The sequence below is a fragment of the Thauera aromatica K172 genome, assembly GCF_003030465.1.
GTDB classification, from domain to species: domain Bacteria; phylum Pseudomonadota; class Gammaproteobacteria; order Burkholderiales; family Rhodocyclaceae; genus Thauera; species Thauera aromatica.
On sequence record NZ_CP028339.1, the window covers coordinates 610,486 to 634,224 of the forward strand.

Annotated in this window: 24 protein-coding genes and 1 tRNA gene; 11 read left to right on the plus strand and 14 right to left on the minus strand. The window is 67.9% G+C overall.

The window, feature by feature from the left end:
• Positions 1-17 precede the first annotated feature (17 nt).
• On the minus strand, positions 18-1,271 hold the full coding sequence (locus Tharo_RS02970) for a sigma-54 interaction domain-containing protein (RefSeq protein ID WP_211309652.1): 1,254 nt from the start codon (positions 1,269-1,271) through the stop codon (positions 18-20).
• A gap of 658 nt (positions 1,272-1,929) precedes the next feature.
• On the opposite strand from Tharo_RS02970, the gene Tharo_RS02980 reads away from it, so the two are divergent.
• Positions 1,930-3,341 (plus strand): IS3 family transposase gene (locus Tharo_RS02980; RefSeq protein WP_245881042.1). Its coding sequence is split into 2 segments (ribosomal slippage): positions 1,930-2,278 and positions 2,278-3,341, totalling 1,413 coding nucleotides; the frame shifts between segments, so codons are not numbered across the junction.
• A gap of 620 nt (positions 3,342-3,961) precedes the next feature.
• On the opposite strand, the gene Tharo_RS02985 is transcribed toward Tharo_RS02980, so the two are convergent.
• The 4 genes from Tharo_RS02985 to Tharo_RS03000 all read right to left on the minus strand — a co-directional run bounded on the left by Tharo_RS02985 (position 3,962) and on the right by Tharo_RS03000 (position 4,879).
• Positions 3,962-4,183 (minus strand): hypothetical protein, encoded by a 222-nt coding sequence (locus Tharo_RS02985; RefSeq protein ID WP_107219950.1) that lies wholly within the window; start codon positions 4,181-4,183, stop codon positions 3,962-3,964.
• A complete protein-coding gene (locus Tharo_RS02990) occupies positions 4,180-4,392 on the minus strand; it encodes a hypothetical protein (RefSeq protein ID WP_107219951.1) in 213 nt (70 codons plus the stop codon). The genes Tharo_RS02985 and Tharo_RS02990 overlap by 4 nt, the downstream gene beginning before the upstream one ends.
• On the minus strand, positions 4,389-4,607 hold the full coding sequence (locus Tharo_RS02995; protein WP_107219952.1) for a hypothetical protein: 219 nt from the start codon (positions 4,605-4,607) through the stop codon (positions 4,389-4,391). The genes Tharo_RS02990 and Tharo_RS02995 overlap by 4 nt, the downstream gene beginning before the upstream one ends.
• A gap of 195 nt (positions 4,608-4,802) precedes the next feature.
• A tRNA-Met gene (locus Tharo_RS03000) sits at positions 4,803-4,879 on the minus strand.
• Between the two features lie 71 nt (positions 4,880-4,950).
• Between Tharo_RS03000 and Tharo_RS17885 the strand changes: the two genes are divergently transcribed.
• The 10 genes from Tharo_RS17885 (at position 4,951) to Tharo_RS03050 (ending at position 15,608) form a co-directional block, all read left to right on the plus strand.
• A complete protein-coding gene (locus Tharo_RS17885; protein WP_245880984.1) occupies positions 4,951-5,409 on the plus strand; it encodes a hypothetical protein in 459 nt (152 codons plus the stop codon).
• Positions 5,410-5,459: 50 nt separating this feature from the next.
• Positions 5,460-6,812, plus strand: a complete 1,353-nt coding sequence (miaB, locus tag Tharo_RS03010) for a tRNA (N6-isopentenyl adenosine(37)-C2)-methylthiotransferase MiaB (RefSeq protein ID WP_107219953.1) — start codon at positions 5,460-5,462, stop codon at positions 6,810-6,812.
• Positions 6,813-7,841, plus strand: coding sequence for a PhoH family protein (locus tag Tharo_RS03015; RefSeq protein ID WP_107219954.1), 1,029 nt, complete (start codon positions 6,813-6,815; stop codon positions 7,839-7,841).
• Positions 7,822-8,583 (plus strand): rRNA maturation RNase YbeY, encoded by a 762-nt coding sequence (gene ybeY, locus Tharo_RS03020; protein ID WP_107219955.1) that lies wholly within the window; start codon positions 7,822-7,824, stop codon positions 8,581-8,583. The genes Tharo_RS03015 and ybeY overlap by 20 nt, the downstream gene beginning before the upstream one ends.
• A gap of 62 nt (positions 8,584-8,645) precedes the next feature.
• Positions 8,646-9,485, plus strand: a complete 840-nt coding sequence (locus Tharo_RS03025; protein ID WP_211309653.1) for a CorC family transporter — start codon at positions 8,646-8,648, stop codon at positions 9,483-9,485.
• Positions 9,485-11,044 carry an apolipoprotein N-acyltransferase gene (gene lnt, locus Tharo_RS03030; RefSeq protein WP_107219956.1) on the plus strand — a complete coding sequence of 520 codons (1,560 nt, stop codon included), beginning with the start codon at positions 9,485-9,487 and terminating at the stop codon, positions 11,042-11,044. The genes Tharo_RS03025 and lnt overlap by 1 nt, the downstream gene beginning before the upstream one ends.
• Positions 11,045-11,156: 112 nt before the next feature.
• On the plus strand, positions 11,157-12,083 hold the full coding sequence (gene glyQ, locus Tharo_RS03035) for a glycine--tRNA ligase subunit alpha (RefSeq protein WP_107222287.1): 927 nt from the start codon (positions 11,157-11,159) through the stop codon (positions 12,081-12,083).
• Positions 12,083-14,188, plus strand: a complete 2,106-nt coding sequence (gene glyS / locus Tharo_RS03040; RefSeq protein WP_107219957.1) for a glycine--tRNA ligase subunit beta — start codon at positions 12,083-12,085, stop codon at positions 14,186-14,188. Before glyQ ends, glyS begins: the two co-directional genes overlap by 1 nt.
• A gap of 32 nt (positions 14,189-14,220) precedes the next feature.
• Positions 14,221-14,754 carry a D-glycero-beta-D-manno-heptose 1,7-bisphosphate 7-phosphatase gene (gene gmhB / locus Tharo_RS03045; RefSeq protein ID WP_107219958.1) on the plus strand — a complete coding sequence of 178 codons (534 nt, stop codon included), beginning with the start codon at positions 14,221-14,223 and terminating at the stop codon, positions 14,752-14,754.
• A gap of 92 nt (positions 14,755-14,846) precedes the next feature.
• Positions 14,847-15,608, plus strand: a complete 762-nt coding sequence (locus Tharo_RS03050) for a lysophospholipid acyltransferase family protein (protein ID WP_107219959.1) — start codon at positions 14,847-14,849, stop codon at positions 15,606-15,608.
• 77 nt (positions 15,609-15,685) lie between these two features.
• Here Tharo_RS03050 and Tharo_RS03055 read toward each other — a convergent pair whose 3' ends face one another.
• From Tharo_RS03055 to Tharo_RS03095, 9 genes are all read right to left on the minus strand, one after another.
• Positions 15,686-16,252, minus strand: coding sequence for a phasin family protein (locus tag Tharo_RS03055; RefSeq protein ID WP_107222288.1), 567 nt, complete (start codon positions 16,250-16,252; stop codon positions 15,686-15,688).
• Positions 16,253-16,428: 176 nt separating this feature from the next.
• Positions 16,429-17,205, minus strand: coding sequence for an enoyl-CoA hydratase (locus Tharo_RS03060; protein ID WP_107219960.1), 777 nt, complete (start codon positions 17,203-17,205; stop codon positions 16,429-16,431).
• Between the two features lie 32 nt (positions 17,206-17,237).
• Positions 17,238-17,777, minus strand: a complete 540-nt coding sequence (gene lptA / locus Tharo_RS03065) for a lipopolysaccharide transport periplasmic protein LptA (RefSeq protein WP_107219961.1) — start codon at positions 17,775-17,777, stop codon at positions 17,238-17,240.
• The gene (gene lptC / locus Tharo_RS03070; RefSeq protein WP_107219962.1) at positions 17,774-18,349 is read right to left on the minus strand and encodes an LPS export ABC transporter periplasmic protein LptC; all 576 of its coding nucleotides are present in this window, start codon (positions 18,347-18,349) and stop codon (positions 17,774-17,776) included. Before lptC ends, lptA begins: the two co-directional genes overlap by 4 nt.
• Positions 18,350-19,339, minus strand: a complete 990-nt coding sequence (locus tag Tharo_RS03075; protein ID WP_107219963.1) for a KpsF/GutQ family sugar-phosphate isomerase — start codon at positions 19,337-19,339, stop codon at positions 18,350-18,352.
• Positions 19,340-19,586: 247 nt separating this feature from the next.
• A complete protein-coding gene (locus Tharo_RS03080; RefSeq protein ID WP_107219964.1) occupies positions 19,587-20,231 on the minus strand; it encodes a prepilin-type N-terminal cleavage/methylation domain-containing protein in 645 nt (214 codons plus the stop codon).
• 59 nt (positions 20,232-20,290) lie between these two features.
• Positions 20,291-21,019: a prepilin-type N-terminal cleavage/methylation domain-containing protein gene (locus Tharo_RS03085; RefSeq protein WP_245880985.1), complete on the minus strand. Its 729-nt coding sequence runs from the start codon at positions 21,017-21,019 to the stop codon at positions 20,291-20,293.
• On the minus strand, positions 21,007-22,326 hold the full coding sequence (locus Tharo_RS03090; protein ID WP_245880986.1) for a hypothetical protein: 1,320 nt from the start codon (positions 22,324-22,326) through the stop codon (positions 21,007-21,009). Before Tharo_RS03090 ends, Tharo_RS03085 begins: the two co-directional genes overlap by 13 nt.
• Entirely contained in the window at positions 22,323-23,738 is a 1,416-nt protein-coding gene (locus Tharo_RS03095) for a hypothetical protein (RefSeq protein ID WP_107219965.1), read from the minus strand. The genes Tharo_RS03090 and Tharo_RS03095 overlap by 4 nt, the downstream gene beginning before the upstream one ends.
• Position 23,739: the final 1 nt, after the last annotated feature.

Sequence of the window (23,739 nt, forward strand, 5' to 3'; positions counted from 1 at the left end):
CATAAAAGTTCTTATCATCAAGCACCATCCGTGCCAGGCCTTCTTGGCTGGTATTTGAGTAGCCAATTCGTCAAGGTCTGGTAGCTGCCAAGGCCCAGCAACTTCGCCGCCTCAGTTTTGTTGTCGTGGCTCTGTTCCATCGCCCTCTCAAGGTAGTGGCGGGCCACTTCTGCCATCAAATCAGGCAGGGAGAACCCCTCACCCAGTGCTGCGCCCAAAATGGTGTCGTCTGAGCGACTAGACGTCAGAGACAGAACCTCAGTGACATCCTCGGCGGCTATCTCTTCTCCTGGCACCCAGATGGACGCCCTCAAAAGAGCGTTGTGTAACTCCCTCACATTGCCCGGCCAAGTGTGGCGAAGAAGAATATTTCTTGCGCTTACAGACAATGTTTTATGCTTGAAGCCAGGCTGGGATGCTGCTTCGCGGTTGACCTGAGCAAGCAAAGCATCGATCAATAAATTGAGGTCTCCCTCGCGAGCGCGCAGGGGAGGCAATGCCAAGATGCCAACTGCGATTCGATGAAACACATCCTCTCTGAATCGCCCAACTCGAACCTCTTCAGGCAGGACTCGGTTGGTCGCGGCAACGATACGCACATCGATTTTTCGGGACTTGCTAGCCCCGATGCGTGTCACCTCGTGCTCTTGGAGCACACGAAGCAGCCGAACTTGAGACGACAGCGGAAGCTCACCGATTTCGTCCAGGAAAAGCGTCCCGCCATCGGCCGCCTCAAAGTGGCCAACGCGACCAGTATGAGCGCCCGTAAAAGCCCCCTTTTCGTGACCGAATAGCTCAGAGTCGATCAACTCGAGCGGAATCGCCCCACAGTTGACTGCGATGAATGGTGCATCCTTTCGCTTGCTTGAGGCATGGATCGCCCGCGCGAAAAGCTCCTTGCCTGTTCCAGACTCGCCTTGAATCAGCACCGGCAGGTCCCGTTGCGCCAGTCGCTGCGCCATGGCTACTACGCGCTTCATCGCATTGCAGCGATGAATGATGCTGGCGAACTCCGGCGCAGGTGGGGGCAACCCTTGAACAAGGTGTGCGAGAGCTTCATCAGCTTGCTTGCTCGCAACTGGAAGGAACTCAGCGGCCAGGTCGAATGGAACAACCACAGGACGCACGCCGTGTTCACGAGAAGACTCTATGAGGCTGGCCCCGTACTTGGCTTTCGCTAACAGGACCCACACAGCAGCCATGGCAGGGGTGCCAGGGCTCACATGAAAAGTGAACGGGAGCTCAGGTGAAGAAGAGAGGGTTTCAGACACCGCTGCGTTGGCTGCAACGTATATGTCTTCGAAGTCGGTGGGGCTTCGCAGTTTTGCGTACCGCACCTCTGTAGCCCCAGTGAATCTTCCGCTCAGCCACGCCAAGAAGTTCTGCGTTTTCTGCTGCCCATGATCTGATAGGAGCACTAGGCGGTCATAGACCCGCGTTTCCAGCGCCATCAAGATGGGGCCGAGATCCGCGCCTGACACATCTCCCGAGGCGCGGAGGTCTGAGTTACCAAGCCATGCAAAAAGTATGCGCATTGGGCGTAACGAATTTTGTGATCACATAAGTTTCATTATGTCGCACAGATTATGCAATCGGCAAGCCCCTTGGTGGAAGAAGGGCAACAGATTCGAAACCTACCGGGTAAGCCGGTGCGATTCAGTGTTTGCCTGAAAACGCACCCGCTGTTTAGCACGTGTAGCGTAAGCGGTAACTGCCCGGCCCCCTGTGCCAATATGACCTGCGTCACCTACCCCTGACCATTTAGTGAGCAACGAGGTAGGCATGACGACCACCACTCAACCCACGGCATCGATGCACATTCTGAAGACCTCTGCCGATCCGCTCGTCTCGGAAGGCGCCCGTAGGGCGACTGAAGAGACGAGCGGATCGGCGGCGCCGACCGCGCAGCCCGGTGCCAACACCGAGGTCGTGCCGCGCGCCCGACGCCGGCAGTTCTCCAACGCCGACAAGCGGCGGATCCTCGACGCGGCTGACCGTTGCACCCAGCCCGGCGAGATCGGCGCGCTGTTGCGCCGCGAGGGCGTCTACTCATCGAGCCTGAGCACTTGGCGGCGCCAGCGCGAGGCCGCCGAACTGGCTGCACTGGCACCGCAAAAGCGGGGCCCCAAGCCGGATCCCGCCGCCGCCGAAGCGCGCCAGATCGCGCAGCTGATGCGCGAGAACGAACGCCTCAAGAGCCAGCTCGACAAGGCGCACCTGATCATCGAGGTCCAAAAAAAAGTTGCTGCCTTGCTGGGCAGTCCGATCGACGACACGCACGACAAGTCATGATGCGCGGCGCCGAAGAACTTGCCCCGGCCCTTGGCATGGCCGCCGCCTGCCGGGCCGTGGGCCTCTGGCGCGGTGCGCCGGCCCGGGCGCGCGCACGGGCCCACCGCGAAGCCCTGCATGGACCGCACCCCCGCCGCACGGCACGGCCCCGTCCGCCGCTGGCGCTCGCCCCCCTCGAGCGCAAGGAATTGCTCGAGGTGCTCAACAGCGAGCGCTTTTGCGACATGGCGCCGGCGGCCATCCATGCCACGCTGCTCGACGAGGGGCGCTATCTGGGCTCGGTGCGCACCATGTACCGGGCGCTCGCCGCCAACGGCGCCACGCGCGAACGCCGGCGTCAGCTCACCCATCCGGCCTATGCCAAGCCGGAATTGCTGGCCACCGCGCCCAATCAGGTCTGGTCCTGGGACATCACCAAGCTCAAGGGGCCGGCCAAATGGACCTGCTTCCACCTTTACGTGATCCTCGATATCTTCAGCCGCCACGTCGTGGGCTGGCTGATTGCCGAGCGTGAAAGTGGCGAGCTGGCCGAACAGTTGATCGCCGAGACCGTGTCCCGCCACGACATCGCGCCCGGCACCCTCACGCTGCATGCCGATCGCGGGGCCAGCATGCGCTCCAAGCCCGTGGCCGCCTTGCTGGTCGATCTGGATATCACCAAGAGCCATAGCCGCCCGCACGTCTCGGACGACAACCCCTACTCGGAATCGCAATTCAAGACGATGAAGTACCGTCCAGACTTCCCCGCACGCTTCGGCAGCCTCGCCGACGCCCGTGCCCACTGCCAGACCTTCTTCACCTGGTACAACACCGAGCACCGGCACTCGGGCATCGGCTACATGACGCCGAGCAGCGTCCATTACGGCCAGGCGTATGCCGCGCATCTGCTCCGTCAGGACACTCTCGATGCAGCCTTCCTCGCCAACCCGAAACGTTTCAAGGGGCGCCGCCCTGAGCCCCCCGCGCTGCCCAGCGCCGTCTGGATCAACCCACCCGCAACGGAGACAAACGACGACCCGAACACCCTGGCTTCCCCAGTAAATTCATGAAGCACGGTGACGCAAAGTCATTGACACGTTCCGCGGCCTGTGCCTGGGCTGCGAGTTCTTCATCGAGGCGAGTCAGAAAGAGGAAAAACGGGTGCGTCTGCAGTTGAACGTGGCACACTTGAGCGGTCTCTTGGCTTGGTAACCAGAGACTCCCCCGAGGGGTTCGTTTGTTCAAGTTCCCTGAGGGGGATCCCCCCTCCGCCATCACGCTGCTTGATCATTCCGCCGGGAAAAGGCATCAGCAGCGGTGACCGTGCTCAGTCGATGTGCTCCAGCGTGTCGGGCAGCACCCGGCCGCCGACGTGGCGCAACTCACCCCCAGGCTGTGGAAGCAGCACTTCGCTGCCAACCCGTTGCGATCCGATCTCTTCGCAATCTCGAAGTAGGCAAGGACGCCGGTCAGTTACCGCTTACCGTGTAGCGGCAGGTATCCAATCCTTTGCTGCCTTGCACAAGCTTTGAATTGAACGTCTGGATTGGCCGAGGTCCTTCCGTAGGTCGTCCGGCAGGTTTCGGATTGGACCTGTCATCTGAAGGACGGCTCCATGCAACAGCCCAACGGCAGGTCGTGGCCGGATCACGTCGGTGGATTGGCTGATCGCGTTCGTCGGAATTCGCACTCAGTCCTCGCCCTTCGAGATGTGCTTGGGCAGCGGGTGGATTTCAGTCCAATTTCCCTTGAAACGGCTGTCGGCGCCGTCACCCCGGTCCGTCATGCCACGCAGAAACGGTGGGATCTCGATCTCCACCTTCCGCCGACGTTTGATGTGGCGCCGAAGGGCCGCCAGCCCGAGCGCGATGATGGCGCTGACCCACAGGACGCTTTCGACGTCGAGCATCATTGCCTACGCCGGCTGGCCCGCACGATCCCGGCACCTAAGGGGTCAGTGGTCGAGTAGAGGCAGATCGGCCGGTCGATGTGCTCCTGACTGCGTTCAGCCTTCAGGCGGCGTCGATGCAGGACGAAGAGGACGATGGCTGTAATCGCGGCGCCGGCGATTGCGCCGACCGCCGCAGCGCCGAGCAGCGAAAAATCAATCTCGGGGATCATGGGCGGACCTCGTCTGTGTCGCCGCCGCGGCATTCCGGCTCCGGCTGCGAGGACTCGCCCGCCGCCCGCAACCATGCCACGAGCAGCGTCGGGCAGCGCAATCGCTCGGACGGTCGCGGATCTCGCAGGAAGGCCGGCACGTCCAGGATCTTCGGATTGATGTTTTCAGGGTTGGTCATCGCTGCACCGAGGATGTGGCGCAGCCATTCCAGCACAAAAAGCCGCTGTGCGGGCGGGGCTGGGCGAAGCTGGAATGCTTGCTTGGATCAGGCGGTGGACGCCGAGGAGCCGCGATGCGCGAACGCGTCGGCTCTGCGCTGCGGGCTAGCATTTTCCGTCGTGCTGTTAGCCCGGTGTTAGCCCGCCGAAAAATGAAAAGGGCCTGCATTGCTGCAGGCCCTTGAATTTGTTGGTGGTGATGGGCGGAATCGAACCGCCGACCTATGGGTTATGAATCCATCGCTCTAACCGTCTGAGCTACATCACCAACAGAGCGCGCGAATATAGCGGGTCCGCGCGGTCCGCGTCAATAGCCTCGATGCAGTGCGTCATCCTCGCATGGTCTGGTGGGCGTGCCGGCCGCCTTTCGCGGAAGGCTTGATTTATAAGGCTTTTGCATTGACATGGGAGGGGCGATCGGGGATGATTCGACGCCTGTTCCTCACGGTTCCGGATCTTTCCGGTCTGTCTTTGCGCGCGTTTCCGCTCTCCGCCCTGCTGGTTCCCGCGTTCGGCCTTCTGCCGAGCCTGGTGTCCGCGGCTCTGCCGCGCATGATTCCGGACGAGGCGGCGAAGGTGAAGATGCGCTTTTCGCCCGCGGGGCTGGTCCACATCGAGGACCGGGCGCTGCGGCTGAGCCCGGGAGCGCAGATCCGCGACACCGGCAATCGCATCGTGCTGCCCGCATACGTCCGCGGCGAGCATACGGTGCGCGTGCTGCTCGACAACAATGGCCAGGTGCATCGGGTGTGGATCCTGACCCCGCACGAGGCCGCCGCGCCGGTGCCGGGGCGCTGATCCGTCCTCGATGGCCGCGCCCCCAGCCCTGCAGTGATTTTCCTTCCATCATGAAAAAGCTCTACATCCGCACGTTCGGGTGCCAGATGAACGAGTACGACTCCGACAAGATGGCGGACGTGCTCGGTGCCGACGAAGAACTGGTCAAGACCGACGACCCGGAAGAGGCCGACGTGATCCTCTTCAACACCTGTTCGGTGCGCGAGAAGGCGCAGGAGCGGGTGTTCCACGACCTCGGCCGGGTGCGGCTGCTCAAGTTGCAGAAGCCCGGGCTGATCATCGGCGTCGGTGGCTGCGTGGCGAGCCAGGAGGGCGAGGCGATCATCAAGCGCGCGCCCTATGTGGACGTGGTGTTCGGCCCGCAGACCCTGCACCGCCTGCCGGACCTGATCGAGGCGCGCAAGCGCAGCGGGCGCTCGCAGGTGGATATCTCCTTCCCCGAGATCGAGAAGTTCGACGCCATGCCGCCGGCGCGGGTCGAGGGCGCGAGCGCCTTCGTCTCGATCATGGAGGGCTGCTCCAAGTACTGCACCTTCTGTGTCGTGCCCTACACCCGCGGCGACGAGGTGTCGCGCCCGCTCGAGGACGTGCTGGCCGAAGTCGCCGGGCTGGCGGCGCAGGGAGTGAAGGAAGTGACCCTGCTGGGGCAGAACGTCAACGCCTGGCGCGGCGAACTCACGCGCGAGGACGGCGAACAGGGCGACTTCGCCTTTCTCCTCGAATGCGTGGCTGAAATCCCCGGCATCGAGCGCATCCGCTACACCACTTCGCACCCGCGCGAGATGACGCAGCGCCTGATCGACTGCTACGCGAAGATCCCGCAGCTGGTGTCGCAGCTCCACCTGCCGGTGCAGTCGGGTTCGGACCGCGTGCTGGCGGCGATGAAGCGCGGCTACTCGGCGCTGGAGTTCAAGTCGGTGGTGCGCAGGCTGCGCGCGGCGCGGGCGGATCTTTCCTTGACCTCGGACTTCATCGTCGGCTTCCCTGGCGAGACCGAGGAAGACTTCGACAAGACGATGAAGCTGATCGACGACGTCGGCTTCGACGGCTCCTTCAGCTTCGTCTATAGCGCGCGCCCCGGCACGCCGGCGTCCGAGCTGGAAGACCCGGTGCCGCAGGAGACCAAGCTCGCCTGGCTCGCCCGCCTGCAAAAGCGCATCGACGCGCAGTACCAAGCCAACAGCGAGGCCATGGTCGGCACGGTGCAGCGCATCCTGGTCGAGGGCGCGGCGAAGAAGAACGCCGAGGCCGAGATGATGGGCCGCAGCGACAACAACCGCGTGGTCAACTTCCCTTCCGATTCGCCCGCCCGCGACCGCCTGATCGGCCAGTTCGTCGATGTCCGCATCACCGCCGCGCTGCCCCACAGCCTGCGCGGCGAGATCCTCACCCGGGAATCCTGAATGGCGAAAACCCTGGAAGTCTTCTTCGAACCGGTGGACAACCTGCGCTTGTCCCGGCTGTGCGGCGTGCTCGACGAAAACCTGCGCCAGATCGAGAACGCCTTCGACATCACCGTGAGCCGGCGCGGCGAGCAGTTCACCCTGACCGGCCACCCTTCGCAGGTGCTGCGCGGCGAGATGGCGTTGAAGCACTTCTACGAGCGCGCCGACCAGGACCTGTCGCTCGACGACGTGCAGCTCGGCCTGATCGAGATCGGCAGCCGCGGCAGCGGCGGCGACCCGCTGCAGCCGGCGCCGGTGCTGCTAACCCGGCGCACCGAGCTGCACGGCCGCACGCCGCGCCAGATCGAGTACCTGAAGAACATCCAGGAGTTCGACATCACCTTCGGCATCGGCCCGGCCGGCACCGGCAAGACCTATCTTGCGGTGGCGAGCGCGGTCGACGCCTTCGAGCGCGACCTGGTCGAGCGCATCATCCTCACCCGCCCGGCGGTCGAGGCCGGCGAGCGCCTCGGCTTTTTGCCCGGCGACCTGGCGCAGAAGGTCGACCCCTACCTGCGCCCGCTCTACGACGCGCTCTACGACCTGATGGGCTTCGACCGCGTCGGCAAGCTCTTCGAGCGCAGCCTGATCGAGATTGCGCCGCTCGCCTTCATGCGCGGGCGCACCCTCAACAACGCCTTCATCATCCTCGACGAGGCGCAGAACACCACCCCCGAGCAGATGAAGATGTTCCTCACCCGCATCGGCTTCGGCGCCAAGGCGGTGGTCACCGGCGACCTCACCCAGGTGGATCTGGCGCGCGGCCAGCGCAGCGGCCTGAAGGAAGCGCGTGCGGTGCTGGGGGAGGTGCGCGGCATCGCGTTCACCGAGTTCAGCAAGGAAGACGTCGTGCGTCATCCGCTTGTCGCACGCATCGTCGAAGCTTACGACAACGAGGCCGAGCGCGTGGCGCGCGCCAGGGCGGCGACTGCGACTCGCGCACAGGCCCAGGACGAGGACAGGAAAAATGGCGAAACCGGCGACTGACCCGAAAATCACCGCCTTCGACGCCCGGGGCAAGGCGACCCGGATCAAGGCCGAGCGCCTGGAAATCGATTTCGGCGACGGCCGCAAGCTGTTGCTGGCCTTTCCCGGGAGCGCCTGGGGCGATCTCGAGATCGAGGCCGACGCCGACGACGAGGCCGCGGTGCCGATGCTGTCGTTGCAGCCGGGCGCCTGCAACCTGCTCACCGTGCGCGTCGATGTCCATCACGACGTGCACTTCGAAGACCCGCCCGCGCGCCCGCCGCGCAGCGCGCCGCCGGTGCTGACGCTGGCGGTGCAGAAGGCGGTCGAGGGGCAGGACAAGGCCGGCATCCCGAAAAAACACCAGATCCGGCGCTGGGCGCAGGCCGCGCTGCAGCGCGACGCGGAAGTCGCGGTCCGCCTGGTGGGTGAGGCCGAGGGGCGCGAGCTCAACCGCGAGTATCGCGGCAAGGATTACGCCACCAATGTGCTCACCTTCGCGTATGCCGAAGGCGAAGGCCCGGCCGGGCTGCCCGCCGCCGCACTGCCGCTGGCTGGCGACCTGGTGCTGTGCGTGCCGGTCGTGGTGCGCGAGGCGGCCGAGCAGGGCAAGACCCTGGAGGCCCACTTCGCCCACCTTGTCGTGCATGGTATGTTGCACCTCCAGGGCTACGATCACGAGACCGAAGCCGAGGCCGTGGAAATGGAACAACTCGAAACCGGAATCCTCCGTGGCCTGGGTTATGCCGATCCCTATGCCTGAGCCGCGCGCGCGCGTTGCGCACCGCGGCGGCCCGGTCTGACGCGGAGATTCCGACACACAACATGGATAGTCCCCCTAAACCTTCGCTACTCGAGCGACTTTCGGCTTTTCTCTCGCGCGAACCGGAAGATCGCGACGAACTGCTCGCGCTGCTGCATTCGGCGTTCGACCGCAACCTGATCGACGCCGATGCCCTCTCCATCATCGAAGGCGCCCTGCAGATGTCCGACATGCAGGTGCGCGACGTGATGATCCCCCGCGCCCAGATGGACTGCATCCACCTGGACGATCCGGTCGAAACCATCGCCAACTTCGTCATCGACACCGCGCACTCGCGCTTTCCCGCGATCGGCGACGGCAAGGACGACGTCGCCGGCATCCTGCTGGCGAAGGACTTGCTGCGCTACTACGCCGGGCGCGAGTTCGACCTGCGCGACATGCTGCGCCCGGCGGTGTTCGTGCCCGAGTCTAAACGCCTCAACGTGCTGCTGCGCGAGTTCCGCGTGTCGCGCAACCACATGGCGATCGTCGTCGACGAGTACGGCGGCGTCGCCGGCCTGGTCACGATCGAGGATGTGCTCGAGCAGATCGTCGGCGACATCGAGGACGAGTACGACTTCGACGAGGTCGGCGACAACATCCGCCTCGACCACAGCGGCCGCTACCGGGTCAAGGCCACCACCGAGATCGAGGACTTCAACGAAGCCTTCGCCACCCACTTCAGCGACGACGAATACGACACCGTCGGCGGCCTCGTCATCCGCCACTTCGGCCGCCTGCCCAAGCGTGGCGAAGAAGTGGAACTCGAAGGCCTGAAAATCCAGGTGCTGCGCGCCGACAGCCGGCGGGTGCATACGCTGGTGGTCGAGCGCCAGGCGCGAGCCGAAACCACCGCCGAGTGATGCGGCGCCCGGCCCTTGTCGCGCTGCTCGCCGGAGGGGGGGCGGTGTTCGCCTTCGCCCCGTTCGGCCTGTTCCCGCTCGCGCTGCCCAGTCTGGCGCTGCTCGCCGCCCTGCTCGGGCGCGCCGGGGGCGCGGCCGACGGCTTTCGCCTCGGCTTCTGCTGGGGGTTCGGTGCCTTTGGCGCCGGCGTGTCCTGGCTGTATGTCGCGCTCGAACGCTACGGCGGCATGCCGGCGCCGCTCGCCGCGCTCGCGATCGCGCTGTTCTGCGCCTATCTCGCGCTTTATCCGGCGCTGGCCGGCGCCGCCTTCGTCCATCTGCGCGGCTTGGGCGGGCGCCGCGCGGTGCCGGAGCGGGCGGGGGCACTGGGGTCGGCGGCGCTGTTCGGTGCCCTGTGGCTGCTCGCCGAATGGCTGCGCGGCGTATTGTTTACCGGCTTCCCGTGGCTGGCGATCGGCTATTCGCAGACGCCGCCCAGTCCGCTCGCCGGTTTCCTGCCGCTGATCGGAGTGTATGGCGTGGGCGGCCTGCTCGCCTTCGCTGGCGCCTTGCTCGCCTTCGCCGACTGGCGCCGCCCGGCCCGTGCCGGTGGCGCGGTGGCGGTGCTGGGCGCCATCCTGCTCGTCGGCAGCGGGCTGCTCGGGCGCGGATGGACGACACCGGCCGGAGCGCCGGTCGAGGTCGCGCTGGTGCAGACCCGCTTCGAGCAAAGCATGAAGTGGGACCCCGAGCGCTTCGCCGAAGTCCTGCGGGTCAATCTGGAACTGGTGCGCGCCGCCTTCGCCGGTGCGCCCCCCCCCACCATCGTCGTGCTCCCTGAAACCACCCTGCCGACGCTCGTCGACCACCTGCCCGAAGGCTATCTCGCGCTCCTCGAACGCTTTGCCGGCGAGGCCGGTGGCCAGCTCGTGCTCGGCGTATTCCATCGCGACGAGGCGGGGCGGATCTTCAACGCCGCCATGAGCCTGGGCGGGGGCGAGCCCCAGCACTATGCCAAACGGCATCTGGTGCCGTTCGGCGAGTATTCGCCGCCGCTGTTCGGCTGGTTCTACCGCCTCGCCAGCATTCCGATGTCCGACCAGACCCGGGGCGCGCCCGCGCAGCCGCCGATGCGGCTCGACGGCCAGCAGGTAGCGCTCAACATCTGCTACGAGGATTTGTTCGGCGCCGAGTTGATCCGCGCGCTGCCGGCCGCGACGCTGATGCTCAACCTCTCCAACCTCGCCTGGTACGGCGACTCGCTCGCCCAGCCCCAGCACCTGCAGATCGCGCGCGTGCGCGCGCTGGAGACCGGACGGCCGATGCTGCGTTCGACCAACACCGGGATGACCGCAGTCGTCCTTCCCGACGGTAGTGTCGCCGCGGTGCTGCCCGGGTTCGAGCGCGGCGTGCTGCGTGCGACGGTGCAGGGCTACGCGGGACAGACGCCTTATGCGCGCTGGGGGGATCGGGTGGCGCTGGGCCTTGCCTTGCTGACGGTGCTGGGAATGGCGTTGCGCCTCGTCCGCAACCGCGCCCGGCCGCTGGCGGAAGGCGGCGGCTTTCCTCCGGTGTGTTGATGGGGTGAAGGCGGGGCGTGCGTGCGCCGTCTTTCCCTCGCCCCTTGTCCGCCGAACCCCGGTAAAATCACCGCCTTTGCGTGCGCTGCGCGGCTGCAAGGCCTCCGAGACCATGACCACCCACTCCCGACCCGTCAATCCGACCTTCCAGCAAGTCATCCTCACCCTCCAGCAGTTCTGGGGCGAGCGCGGTTGCGTGCTGCTGCAGCCCTACGACCTCGAAGTGGGGGCGGGCACCAGTCACACCGCCACGTTCCTGCGCGCGATCGGCCCCGAGCCGTGGAACGCGGCCTACGTCCAGCCTTCGCGCCGGCCCAAGGACGGCCGCTACGGTGAAAACCCGAACCGCCTGCAGCACTACTACCAGTTCCAGGTGGTGCTCAAGCCCTCGCCGCTGGACATCCAGGAACTCTACCTCGATTCGCTGCGCGCGCTCGGCATCGATACCGGCGCCCATGACATCCGCTTTGTCGAGGACGACTGGGAAAACCCCACCCTGGGCGCTTGGGGGCTGGGCTGGGAAGTGTGGCTGGACGGCATGGAAGTCACCCAGTTCACCTACTTCCAGCAGGTTGGCGGGCTCGACTGCAGGCCGGTGCTGGGCGAGATCACCTACGGCATCGAACGCCTGGCGATGTATCTGCAGGGCGTGGAAAACGTCTACGACCTGGTGTGGTCGGTCGGCCCCGACGGGCGCGCGGTCACCTACGGCGATGTCTATCACCAGAATGAGGTCGAGCAGTCGACGTTCAACTTCGAGCATTCCAACGTCGACTTCCTGTTCTCGCTGTTCACCAGTTACGAATCCGAGGCGAAGCGCATCATGGAGCTCGGCCTCGCCCTGCCGGCTTACGAGATGGTGCTGAAGGCCGCCCATACCTTCAACCTGCTCGATGCCCGTGGCGCCATCTCGGTGACCGAGCGCGCCGCCTACATCGGCCGCATCCGCAACCTGTCGCGTGCCGTCGCCCAGGCTTATTTCGAATCCCGCGAAGCCCTCGGCTTCCCGATGCTGAACGCCACCAAGGAGGCCGCGTGATGACCGGCGCGACCGCAACGCTCCTCGTCGAGCTGCTCACCGAAGAACTGCCGCCGAAGGCCTTGCCGCGCCTGGGCGAGACCTTTGCCGCGAAGATCGCCGACGGCCTGAAGGCGAAAGGCCTCGCCGCCGCCGATGCGGCGTTCCGTGCCTACGCCAGCCCGCGCCGGCTGGCGGTGACGGTGGCCGGCGTCGCCGCCCAAGGGACGGCGAAGGAAGTCACCGAGAAGCTGATGCCGGTGGCAGTGGCGCTCGATGCCGACGGCCGGCCGACCCCCGCGCTGCGCAAGAAGATGGAGGCCAAGGGCATCGCCGCCGATGCCGTGGCCGGCTTCGAGCGCCGCATCGACGGCAAGGCCGAGGCCTTGTTCCACACCGCGGTCGTGCCCGGGGCAAAACTCGCCGAAGTGCTGTCGGCCATCGTCCACGATGCGGTGAAGGCGCTGCCGATCCCGAAGGTGATGCGCTGGGGCGACGGCGACGCCACCTTCGTGCGCCCGGTGCACAAACTCACCTTCCTGCACGGCGCCGACGTCGTGCCGGGCCGCGTGCTCGACCTGGATGCGGGGCGCACGACCCGCGGCCACCGTTTCATGAGCCGCGGCGACATCGACATCGCCACCGCCGACGCTTACGAGCCCACCCTGCTCGCCGAGGGCAAGGTCATTCCCTGCTTCGCCGAACGCCGCGCCGACATCGAGCGCCAGCTGTTGGCCGAGGCGGCGAGGCAGGGGGCGCGGCTCGGTGCGACCAAGGAAGATTACGCCGACCTGCTCGACGAGGTCGCCGCGCTGGTCGAGCACCCGACGGTCTACGTCGGCCAGTTCGAGGCCGAATTCCTTGCCGTGCCGCAGGAGTGCCTGATCCTGACGATGCGCGCCAACCAGAAGTACTTCCCCCTGTTCGACGATGCCGGGACCCTGCTCAACCGCTTCCTGATCGTTTCCAACATGCGCGTGGCCGATCCCTCGAACATCGTCTCCGGCAATGCGCGCGTCGTGCGCCCGCGCCTGTCCGACGCACGCTTCTTCTTCGAGCAGGACAAGAAGCAGAAGCTCGAGGCGCGCCTGCCGCGCCTGGCGCCGGTGGTCTATCACAACAAGCTCGGCAGTCAGCTCGAGCGCGTCGGCCGCCTCGAGGTCCTGGCCGGCGCGATCGCCGCCCAGCTCCACGGCGACGTCGCCGCGGCGAAGCGCGCCGCGCGCCTGGCGAAGGCCGACCTCGTCACCGACATGGTCGGCGAGTTCCCCGAGCTGCAGGGCATCATGGGGCGCTACTACGCGCTTGCCGATGGCGAAGGGCAGGTGGTGGCGGACGCCATCCAGGGCCACTATCAGCCGCGTTTCGCCGGCGACGCGCTGCCCGCGGGCAACGTCGCCGCCGCGGTGGCGCTGGCCGACAAACTCGATGCCCTGGTCGGCTTCTTCGGCATCGGTCTGCTGCCGACCGGCGACAAGGACCCGTTCGCGCTGCGTCGCGCCGCGCTCGGCGTGCTGCGCATCCTGATCGAGACGCCGCTGCCGCTGGAGCTGCCGAAGCTGATCGAAACCGCCGCCGCCGGCTTCAAGCCCGGGCTGCTCGGTGCCGAAGGCTTCGCCGCCCAGTTGCAGGACTTCATGCTCGAGCGCCTGAAGAACCTGCTCCGGGAGACGGGCCGCGACGGCGCCGTGGTCGATGCCGTGCTCGCGCTCGAGCCTGCGCGCATCGATCTCGTGCCGGCCAAGCTCGCCGCGGTCGAGGCCTTCCGCGCGCTGCCCGAAGCCGAGGCCCTGGCCGCGGCCAACAAGCGCATCGTCAATATCCTGAAAAAGGCCGCGGCCGCCCCGGGCGAACCGGACATCGCCCTGCTCCAGGAAGAGGCCGAGAAGGCGCTGTTCCACCAGCTGGTCGAGGTCGCGCCGCTGGTCGACTCCCACGTCGCCAACGAGGACTACACCGATGCCCTGTGCGTGCTCGCCGGGCTGCGCACGGCGGTGGACCGCTTCTTCGAGGACGTCATGGTGATGGCCGAGGAGCCGCTGACGCGGCACAACCGGCTCGCCCTGCTGGCACGGTTGGCCGGGCTGATGAACCAGGTGGCGGACATCTCGCGCCTGTCGGCCTGACCGGAATGCGGTCCGCATCACGGAGTTTGCCGATGAAGCTCATCATTCTCGACCGCGACGGAGTCATCAACTTCGATTCCGAGCAGTTCATCAAGTCGCCCGACGAGTGGAAGCCGATTCCCGGCTCGCTCGAAGCGATCGCGCGCCTGAACCAGTGGGGCTGGCGCGTGGTCGTGGCGTCGAACCAGTCCGGGGTCGGCCGCGGCCTCTTCGGCATGGACACGCTGAACGCGATCAACGACAAGATGGTGAAGAGCCTCGCCCAGGTCGGCGGCCGTCTCGATGCGATCTTCTTCTGCCCGCATCCGGCGGATTCCACCTGCGATTGCCGCAAGCCCAGGCCGGGCCTGTTCATGCAGATCGCCGAGCGCTTCAACGTCGACCTGCACAAGGTGCCCTGTGTCGGCGACAGCCTGCGCGACCTGCAGGCCGGCGTGGCGGTCGGGTGCTCGCCCTACCTGGTGCTCACCGGCAAGGGGCAGCTGACCCGCGAAAACCCGGACCTGCCTGCCGGCACCCTGATCTACCCCGATCTCGACGCCATCGCCACCGAGCTCACCACCTGAGCGGGCGGCCGTCGCGCCCGCCCGTCCCGCCGGTCGCGCCCGCCCATGCAGCGGGCGCCGCGTCCTGCTCATCCTCCCCCGGAGTGCTCCCCGTGCATCTGCTTCGCTCCTCCCTGTTCGCGGTCCTGCTTGCCGTCATCACCGTGCCTTACGCAGTGCTTGCGATCCTGATCTTCTGGCTGCCGCCGATGACCCGTCACCGCCTGATCACGTCCTGGGTGCCGCTGATGATGTGGGTGATCCGCCATGTGCTGGGAATCCGCTACCGGGTGATCGGCGCGCAGAACATTCCTCCCGGTCCAGCGGTGATCCTGTCCAAGCACCAGTCGGCGTGGGAGACGATCGCGCTGCAGCAGATCTTTCCGCCGCTGTGCTACGTGCTCAAGCGCGAACTGCTGCGCGTCCCCTTTTTCGGCTGGGCGCTGGGGAGGATTCCGGGGATCGCGATCGACCGTGCGGCCGGCAAGGATGCCTTGTCACAGGTGGTCGAACAGGGTCGAAAACGCCTCCACGAAGGCTTGTGGGTAGCCGTCTTCCCCGAAGGCACACGGGTTGCACCCGGCGTGGTGCGGCGCTACAAGCCGGGAGGCGCGATCCTCGCCAAGCGTGCCGGAGTGCCGGTGGTGCCGGTGGCCCACAATGCCGGCGAGTTCTGGCGGCGCAATGCCTTCGTCAAGCGCCCGGGAGAGATCATCGTCAGCATCGGCCCGCTGATCGAGGTCAAGGGTGTGAAGGCGGAGGAAATCAACCGCCGCGCCGAGGAGTGGATCGAAGGCGAGATGCGGCGCCTGTTCGGCCATCACTATGCGGGGGCGCAGAGCAAGCCGGAAGCGGCGGCTCGGGTGCCGGATTAGTCTCCGGATTCGGTACCGGGGGAACGCAAGAAGGCCCCGCATCGCGGGGCCTTCTTCGATCCGGCTGCTGAAGTGGATCAGGCCACTTTCTTGGCCGCAACCTTGGCGCCGCTGCTGACGGCCTTGACGGTGGCGTTGGTCGCGGCGGCCACGTTGGCTTCGGCGATCTCGGCGACCTGCTTGGCGGCCTTGCTCATGTTGTCGTAGGCGCTGTTGGCGGCGGCGATCGCCGACTTCACTGCGGCGACGGCAACGTCGGAGCCGGCGGGAGCGGACTTGGCGGCGTTGTCCAGCGCGCTGGCGACACCCTTGTTCAGCTCGGCGACCTGGCTTTCCATCACCTTCGAGACTTCTTCCTGGCTCTGCGAGGTGATCTCATAGACGCTGCGCGCGTAGGCGACGGCTTTCTCGACGATCGGCTGGGCCAGCGCAGCCTGCAGGCTCACCAGTTCCTGCACGTCCTTGGCGCCGAGCAGGGCCTTGGTGTTGGCCACGCCGTCTTCCAGGATCGAGCGGGCCGTGTTCAGGTTCAGGGCGGCGAGGCGCTCGGCGCTGGCGAAGGCGGCATTGGCCAGGGTCAGCAGCGTTTCGATGCCGGCCTTGTTGGTGCTGGCGAACTGCTCGGGGGTGATGAAAGTGCTCATGGGGCTCTCCTTGGTGAAAGTCGGCTGCAGCTGGGGGATGTCTTTGCTGCGATGCAACATGGTGCGGATTATACGGTGCCGAAATCCACTGTCAAGAGGAATTTGTGCATTGCACAATGGAAACCGATTGATTATGTCAATCGGTTTCAGATCTCCAGTCGGGCCCCGGGCGCTGCTCAATCGTGGCGGAAGTTCGGCTTGCGCTTCTCGACGAAGGCGGCCATCCCTTCTTTCTGGTCGTTGAGCGCGAAGGCGGCGTGGAATACCCGGCGCTCGAACAGCAGGCCTTCGTTGAGACCGCTTTCGAACGCCCGCCCGATCGACTCCTTGATCATCATGACCACCGGCAGGGAGAAGCCGGCGATGGTGGTGGCGGCGGCGAGGGCCTCGTCGAGCAGTTTGTCGGCAGGGACCACCCGCGACACCAGGCCGGCGCGCTCGGCCTCGGTCGCGTCCATCAGGCGTGCGCTCAGGCACAGGTCCATCGCCTTGGCCTTCCCGACCGCACGCGGCAGGCGCTGGGTGCCGCCGGCGCCGGGGAGGATGCCGAGCTTGACTTCGGGCTGGCCGAACTTCGCGCTGTCGGCGGCGATGATGATGTCGCACATCATCGCCAGCTCGCAGCCGCCGCCCAGGGCGAAGCCGGCCACCGCGGCGATCACCGGCTTGCGGCAGGTCTTGACCCGCTCCCAGTTGCGCGTGATGTACTCGCTCTTGTAGGCGTCCATGTAGGAGAACTCCGCCATCGCGCCAATGTCGGCGCCCGCGGCGAAGGCCTTGTCCGAGCCGGTGATGACGATCGCGCCGATGTTGTCGTCGCCCTCGAAGTCGTTGAGCGCAGCGGTGATTTCGTTCACCACCTGGTCGTTGAGCGCATTCATGGCCTGGGGCCGGTTCAGGGTGATGAGGCCGACCCGGCCCCGCTTCTCGGCGATGATGAGTTCGAACGTCATGTTTCCTCCTGGGTGATGGATGTCGCGGCCGCTTACTGCGCGCTCGCAGGCTGGCCGTCGCTCTTGGGTTGGATCACGGCGCGCACCCGCCCGCCGGCGGCCGGACTTCCCGCCTGCGGCGCGTTGGTGGCGAGATAGTTTTCGCTGATCGCGTCGTATTCGATGTAGTGGCCACTGACCTGATCGCCGCCGCTGCGGACCCGGGCGCGGTTGAACAGGCGGGCTTGCTCGGTGCGGCTGTCGTATTCGATGCGCTCGGCTTCGCCTTCGACGTATTCGGCGCTGCCTTCGCGGCGTTGGCGGAAACTGGCGAGACGTTCCCCGGCGGCGGTGGCGACGCCGTTCTGGAAGCCGGCGGCGTCCTGGGTGACGACCAGCTTGTCGCCGCGGATGGTGAGCGTGCCCTGGGTGAGGACGACGTTGCCTTCGAAGACATGGACCTTGTTGCGGTCGTCGACGGTGAGGCGGTCGGCTTCGATGTTGACCGGCTGCTCGCGGTCGCTCCGCTCGGCGAAGGCGGGAGCGGCGCAGGCGGCGCAGGCGACGAGGGCGGCGGCAAGCAGGCGTTTCATGAGGGGGGTCCTTGACGGCGCGGAAAGGTGGAGCGCACTTCACCGACCAGTTCGAGCGTGCCGAACAGATTGTCGGCGCGCAGGCCGAGCGCGGTGGCGCGCGCCGTGCCGCGGCTCAGCCGCACCGGGGAATCGGTGTGTGCGCGGTGGGCGTCGGGCCATACCGTGAGCGTGTCGGAGTCGAGACCGAGCGGGGCCTCGGAGGCGGTGCCGGAACGGCGGATGCGGACGTCACCGGCGAGGTCGACGCGTTCGCCTCCGGGCGAGACGTCGGCGCGCAGCGCGCTGATCCGGGTCTCGCGTTCGGCACTGTGCAGGTGCAGGCGGGGCTGCTGGAGGCGGGTGACATCGTCGCGGGGATCGTGCTCCAGGCGTTCGGCGAGCAGTTCGTAGCGCAGGCTGCCGTCTTCGGCGAAACCGACGACGCGGGTTTGTGCGGCGATGAAATCCGGCCCGCTCTGCGCGCGCGCGCTGGCCGGCTCCTCGGAGCGGGTGGCCCGCTCGAGCCAGATCGAGGCCCCGGCCAGGAGGGTCAGGGCGAGGACCGGGTAGAGGCGCCAGGTGTCGATCAATCAGATCACCTTGGCGAGCATGAGGTCGTGCGTGGTCAGGGCGCCGACCAGGTGGCCGTCGGCATCGACCACCAGCAGCTGGCTGATGCGCTGGCGCTCCATGATTTCGGCCGCTTCGGCGGCGAGCGCGGCCGGGCCGATGGTGCGCGGCGCGCGGGTCATCACTGCGCCGACTTGGGCGCTGCGCACGTCGCAGCCTTTTTCGAGGGCGCGGCGCAGGTCGCCGTCGGTGAAGATGCCCTGCGGTCGCCCGTCGCTGCCGGTGACCGCGGTCATGCCCATGCCGCCGGCGGTCATCGCCAGCAGTGCCGCGGTGAGCGGCGCTTCGGCCGCGACCATCGGTACCGAGGCCGCCGGGCGCATGACGTCGCCGACATGGGTGAGCAGGCGCCGCCCGAGGGCGCCGCCCGGGTGCGAGCGGGCGAAGTCTTCGGCGGCGAAGCCGCGCGCGTCGAGCAGCGCGACGGCGAGCGCGTCGCCCAGCGCGAGGGCGGCGGTGGTGCTGGCGGTGGGGGCGAGGTTGAGCGGGCAGGCCTCCTCGGCGACCGCGGCCTCGAGGTGGGCGTCGGCCTCGCGTGCGAGGGGGGAGTCCGCCTTGCCGGTCATGGCGATCAGGCGCGCGCCCTGGCGCTTGACCAGGGGCACGATAGTGAGTATTTCCTCGCTGCTGCCCGAGTTCGACAGGGCGATGACCACGTCTTCGGGCGTGATCATGCCGAGGTCGCCGTGGGCGGCTTCGGCCGCATGGACGAAATACGCCGGAGTGCCGGTGCTCGCCAACGTGGCAGCGAGCTTGCGCGCGATATGGCCGGATTTGCCGATGCCGGTGACGATGACCCGGCCGTTACGCTTCAGGATGATGTCGACCGCGCGCTCGAATTCGGCGCCGATGCGCGCGGCCAGTGCGGCGACGGCGTCGGCCTCGATGCGCAGCACGCGGCGGGCGAGCGCGACCGCACGGCTGTCGGCGGGGGCGGGAGTCGGGTCCATGGAATCGGTGCTTTAGACGGGCGGAAAGGGGCGGCGGCAGGGTGTGGGCGTGATCGGAGGGTAGCGGACGCAGGCTTCGATCATGAGCCCGGGATTGTATAACAGTCGGGATGCTGCCCGGCGCTTGCGGGATTTTCCGTTCGCGCATGCCTTCATGCCGACGTCCTGCCCGGCGGGCTGACAGCCGCCGCGCAGCGCCTGTCGGGCGGGGTGCCCTGAACGAAGGCGCGGCTGCGGCTGAAAACGTTCACAAGCGGGCGCAGACGGTGTAGCTGCCGGCTTCGTCGAGCGGGTTCGTCGCCGACACCAGGGTCGGGGCGGCGATCTCGCCGCTGGCGGCGCGCATCGCGCCGCTCGTGGGGTCGCCGTCATCGACGCCGAGGTCGAGCTGGTGCACGAGCTTGCCGGGAATCCCCGCCGAGCACACCACCAGGCTGCCGGGAATGCCGAGCGCCGCAGCGTCTCCGCCGCGCTGCACGCCGATCCGGCCACCGAAGGCATTGCGCGGCAGGTAGCCAGGGTCGGTCGGGGTCGTGCTGCCGCCGGCGAGCTCGGCCAGGCGCAGGTGCTGCCACAGGTGGAAGGTTTCGGTTCCGCCCTCGGCATGCCAGCTGCCGTCGATGGCGCCGTTGCCGTCGCCCGCTGCCGCGCATGCGCTGCCGTCGAGGCACAGGTGGCGTGCCGCGGCGCCATCGTCGCCGGGCAGCGCGCGGTACTTGTCCTGGTAGGCGTGGATCAGTGCGGGAATGCTGGCGAAGTCCTGCGCGAGGTTCTTCACCCGGGCGCTGTCGAGCAGCGCCTGGCCTTTCAGGACGCCGCTCAGCAAGAGGCCGATGATGAGCAGCACGACGGCGATTTCGACGAGGGTGAATCCGGCCTGGCGAGGGGACATGGTCGTTCTCCTTGAGGGGTGAAACGGGATTCGGTGGGCGCTGAAGGTCCGGGGCGGCGCTACAGGCGTCCGGCCTGGGCGAGGCGGGCGACGAGCAGGGGGCGGCCGATCCAGGCCAGCAGGTCGTCGAACCCGGCGCTCGCTTCTCCGGCCTGATACACCGGGGACGAGGCCGAATAGGTGGCGTTGTGGCCGTCGGCGTTGCGGTTGGGGCCGGTCGAATAGACGATCGCTACCGCCTGCGAAGTGCTGGTGGTGAGAGGGCTGTCGTCGAGTGTGCGGATCTGCAGGTTGGCCGTCGGCAAGGTGGCGGCGTCGATCGGGCCGGCGGCGAAGTTCGGGTCGACCCGGTAATGCCAGTGCCCGGCCCAGCCGTCCTGCGGCTGGTGGCGGGGGCTGCCCCAGGCATCGTGGGCGGGCATCCCCAGCGTGCGCCAGGGCAGCCGCCCTGCGCCGGCGAAGCTGCAGGGGGCGGCATCCTCGAGGCCGTAGTGCGGGCTGTGCGGATCGGTTTCGGTGCTGGCGCAGGGCAGGCGGCCGTGAACGATGGCGAAGCCGGTCAGGGCGTGCTGGATGTCGCGCAGGCGTTCGAGGGTGAGCTGGCGGTCGCGGGCTTCGATGCGGCTGCCCAGAGGCATCAGCAGGCCGCCGCCGAGCAGGCCGACGATGAGGAGCACGAGGGCGAGCTCGGCGAGCGTGAAACCGCGCTCGGACGGTCGCAGGCGAGGGTGGCGGAAGGGCGGTACCGCAGCGGAGCGGAAAGCGCGGACGGGGCTCAGGGCAGGCATCGGATCACGTCCCGGGTGGCGGGCTGCAGGGGGTCGTCCACCTCGAAGCGGTGGGCACCGCTGAAGGATGGGGTACCGTGATTGAAGTTGGCGGCGTTGTCGGCTTCGAGGTACTGGGCGGGATCGGCCCGCCGTTCCGGCGTGTCGCGCTGCTGCAGCCCGGGGCCGCTGCGGATGCGTTCTCCGCCGAACAGCAGCACGCCACGACAGCCCGCGGTGGCGGGCGGGGCATCGTGAGCGAGGGCGATGCAGGGTTCGCCCGTCCGGCACACGGCGAAGCGGAATTGGTCGCGCCAGCGATCGAGCCGGGGGCGTTCCTCCGCCGGCAGACCGAGCGCGGCGGCGCTCGGGAGCGGGCCGACGTCGAGGACGCCGGGCGTGGCGGAAGTGTGGGTGGCGAGGAAATCGGCTTCGCCGAGCCGGGCGGCGAGGGCGTCGGCGGCGGTGTCGATGAGGGCGTCGATATGGGCGCCATGATCGGCACGACGGCGCAGGGCGTCAAAGATGTCGTCGATGCCGATCCAGACCACCAGGTCGGTCGTCAGCCCGGCGTCCTCGCCGATCGGCGCGCCCTGCGTGACCGGCATCGTGGCGCCGAAGCGGGCGGTGTAGCCGTGGTCGAGATAGTGCGCGAGGTCGGCCTCCGCCGAGTCGCTGCCGCCGCAGCCGCTCTTCGCCCCGGGCGGACGGCTCTGGCCGGGCAGCACGGGGCCGGGGGCGAAGATCGCCGCGACGGCCAGGCCATCAGGGCCGGCGGCACGCAGTGCGCGCCCGTCCGGTGCGCGGGGGGCGAGCTGGCCGGGACTGTCCCAGTTCAGGGTGAGCGGCTTGGGGTTGTTCTTCACGCTGCCGCCGACCGCATACCACAGGCATTGCCCCCAGCCGTCGCGCAGATCGGGCTGGCCGAGCGTGCGCCAGGGCAGGCGCCCGAGCGCACCCACGTCGCGGGCCCCGCAGGCGCCGGGCGGAGTGGAGCCGCTGTTGCCGCCGTCCGGGCAGGGGAGGAAACCATAATCTTTGTCGGCGTGGTGCTCGCCGTAGCTGAGCGCATAGCCGAGCAAGGCTTCGCGTGCGAGCGCGAGCGCCTCCATGCTGCGCAGCTGGGCGCGGGCGACGGCGTGGGTGCGCAGCTGCCCGCCGGCGAGCAGCCCGCCGGCGCTCAACAGCGCCGCCAGCGCCAGCGCGGCCACCAGCCCGTAACCGCGCAGGTCGGGGGCGCCGGGCTGCGACCAGGCGGCGTTGCCGGTCCGGGTGCAGCGGGGGATCGACGGTCCGCGGACGGAAGTTGTCGGAGCGGGCGGGTTCATCGCCCTTCTCCCCGGTGGACGTGGATGCGGATCCGGAGCGTGTCCGGCGGTTCTCCCGGGGGCGGCGTTGCGGCGCCGGGATCGGCCGGCGGCCAGTAGTCGCCGGGGTGCAGGCGGAGCCGCTGGGCACCGCGGGGGGTGAGGCTCGGGGAGGGGCCCGGTGCCAGGGCCAGCGCGGTTTCGTCGAGTTCGAGGAGACGACCGTCGAGCCAGATGAAATCGCGCCCGTCGGGGCGGCGCAGGATGCCGTCGATGCGGCGCGGTGGCGTGGGAGCCGTCGTTTCGGCAGGCGGCATGATCGGGAGTGTGGCGGGCGGCGCGGTGTCGCTGTCGGCGGGAGAGAGGGGGGAGGGGTTCGGCGCCGTTCCGGGCGGTGGCGGGAGAGCTGCGGTGTCGACTGCACCCTGCCCGGCGGACCACCAGGGGTGTGCGCCCAGCGCCAGCCCGGCGAGGGCGAGTGCGGCTGCGAGAGTCGCCGTACGGCGCCGGGTCGGGTGGCGCTGCCCGGCCCCGGCGGGACTTCCGGGCGGCCAGCCGAGTGCTGCGGGGGCGCTCGACAGGCCGTGCAGGAGGACCCCGCTGAACTCGCCGTCGGTGAGCGGCGCTCCTTCCTCGTCGCATGTGCGCAGCGCTGCGAACGGCGCCGGGAAGGCGATGTGGATCGGTGGCGATGCGGCGCCGGGGCGCGCCTGGGCTTCGTCGGCGGGGGTGAGGGCGCCTGGCGGCGTGAGCACGGTCGCCTCGAGCGCGGCGTCGGCGCCGATCCGGCCGCGGGCGAGGATGTAGCTGCGGGTGAGACCGATTTCGTCCACCCACTGCGTGCCGTGGCGTGCGCTTGCCAGCGTGCACTGGCCGACGAGACGGGAGAAATGCAAGGCCTTGCCGTGGACTTCGCAGATACGCATGCCGGCGCGGGTAAACACGACAAGCAGCCGCGCGGCGGAGGGCGTTGCGGAAGGCGGCGCCAGATGGGCGACCAGCTGGGCGGCGGGCACCACACGCTCAAGGCGGAGGCCGGCGCTGTGCACCGCCTCCAGCCAGGGCGCGAGCTGTTCGGGGCGATTGAGACCGGAAAACAGCACGTGCTCGAGATGGGCGTCGGCGCCTGCCGGGCCGAGTACCTGCGCGCGGGCGAAGGCGGGATGCGGAAACCAGGCGCCGAGCCGGCGGCCATGCAGCGCCCGGCGGTCGGCACCGCGAACTCGCGGCAGATCTTCGGCCTCGTAGCTCTCGTCGGCGAAATTCACCACCATGCGGCAGGCTTCGCCGCGCCGCCGCCCGGCCAGCCAGGTGGCGAACGCGGCGTGCTCGCCGGGGGCGAAGCGGGCGAGCCGGGCGATGCCGTTTCGATCGCTCCGCCATGTCTCGAGGCCGAGCGCGTCGACGCTGAAGAGCAGGGGACGGTGTCGCATC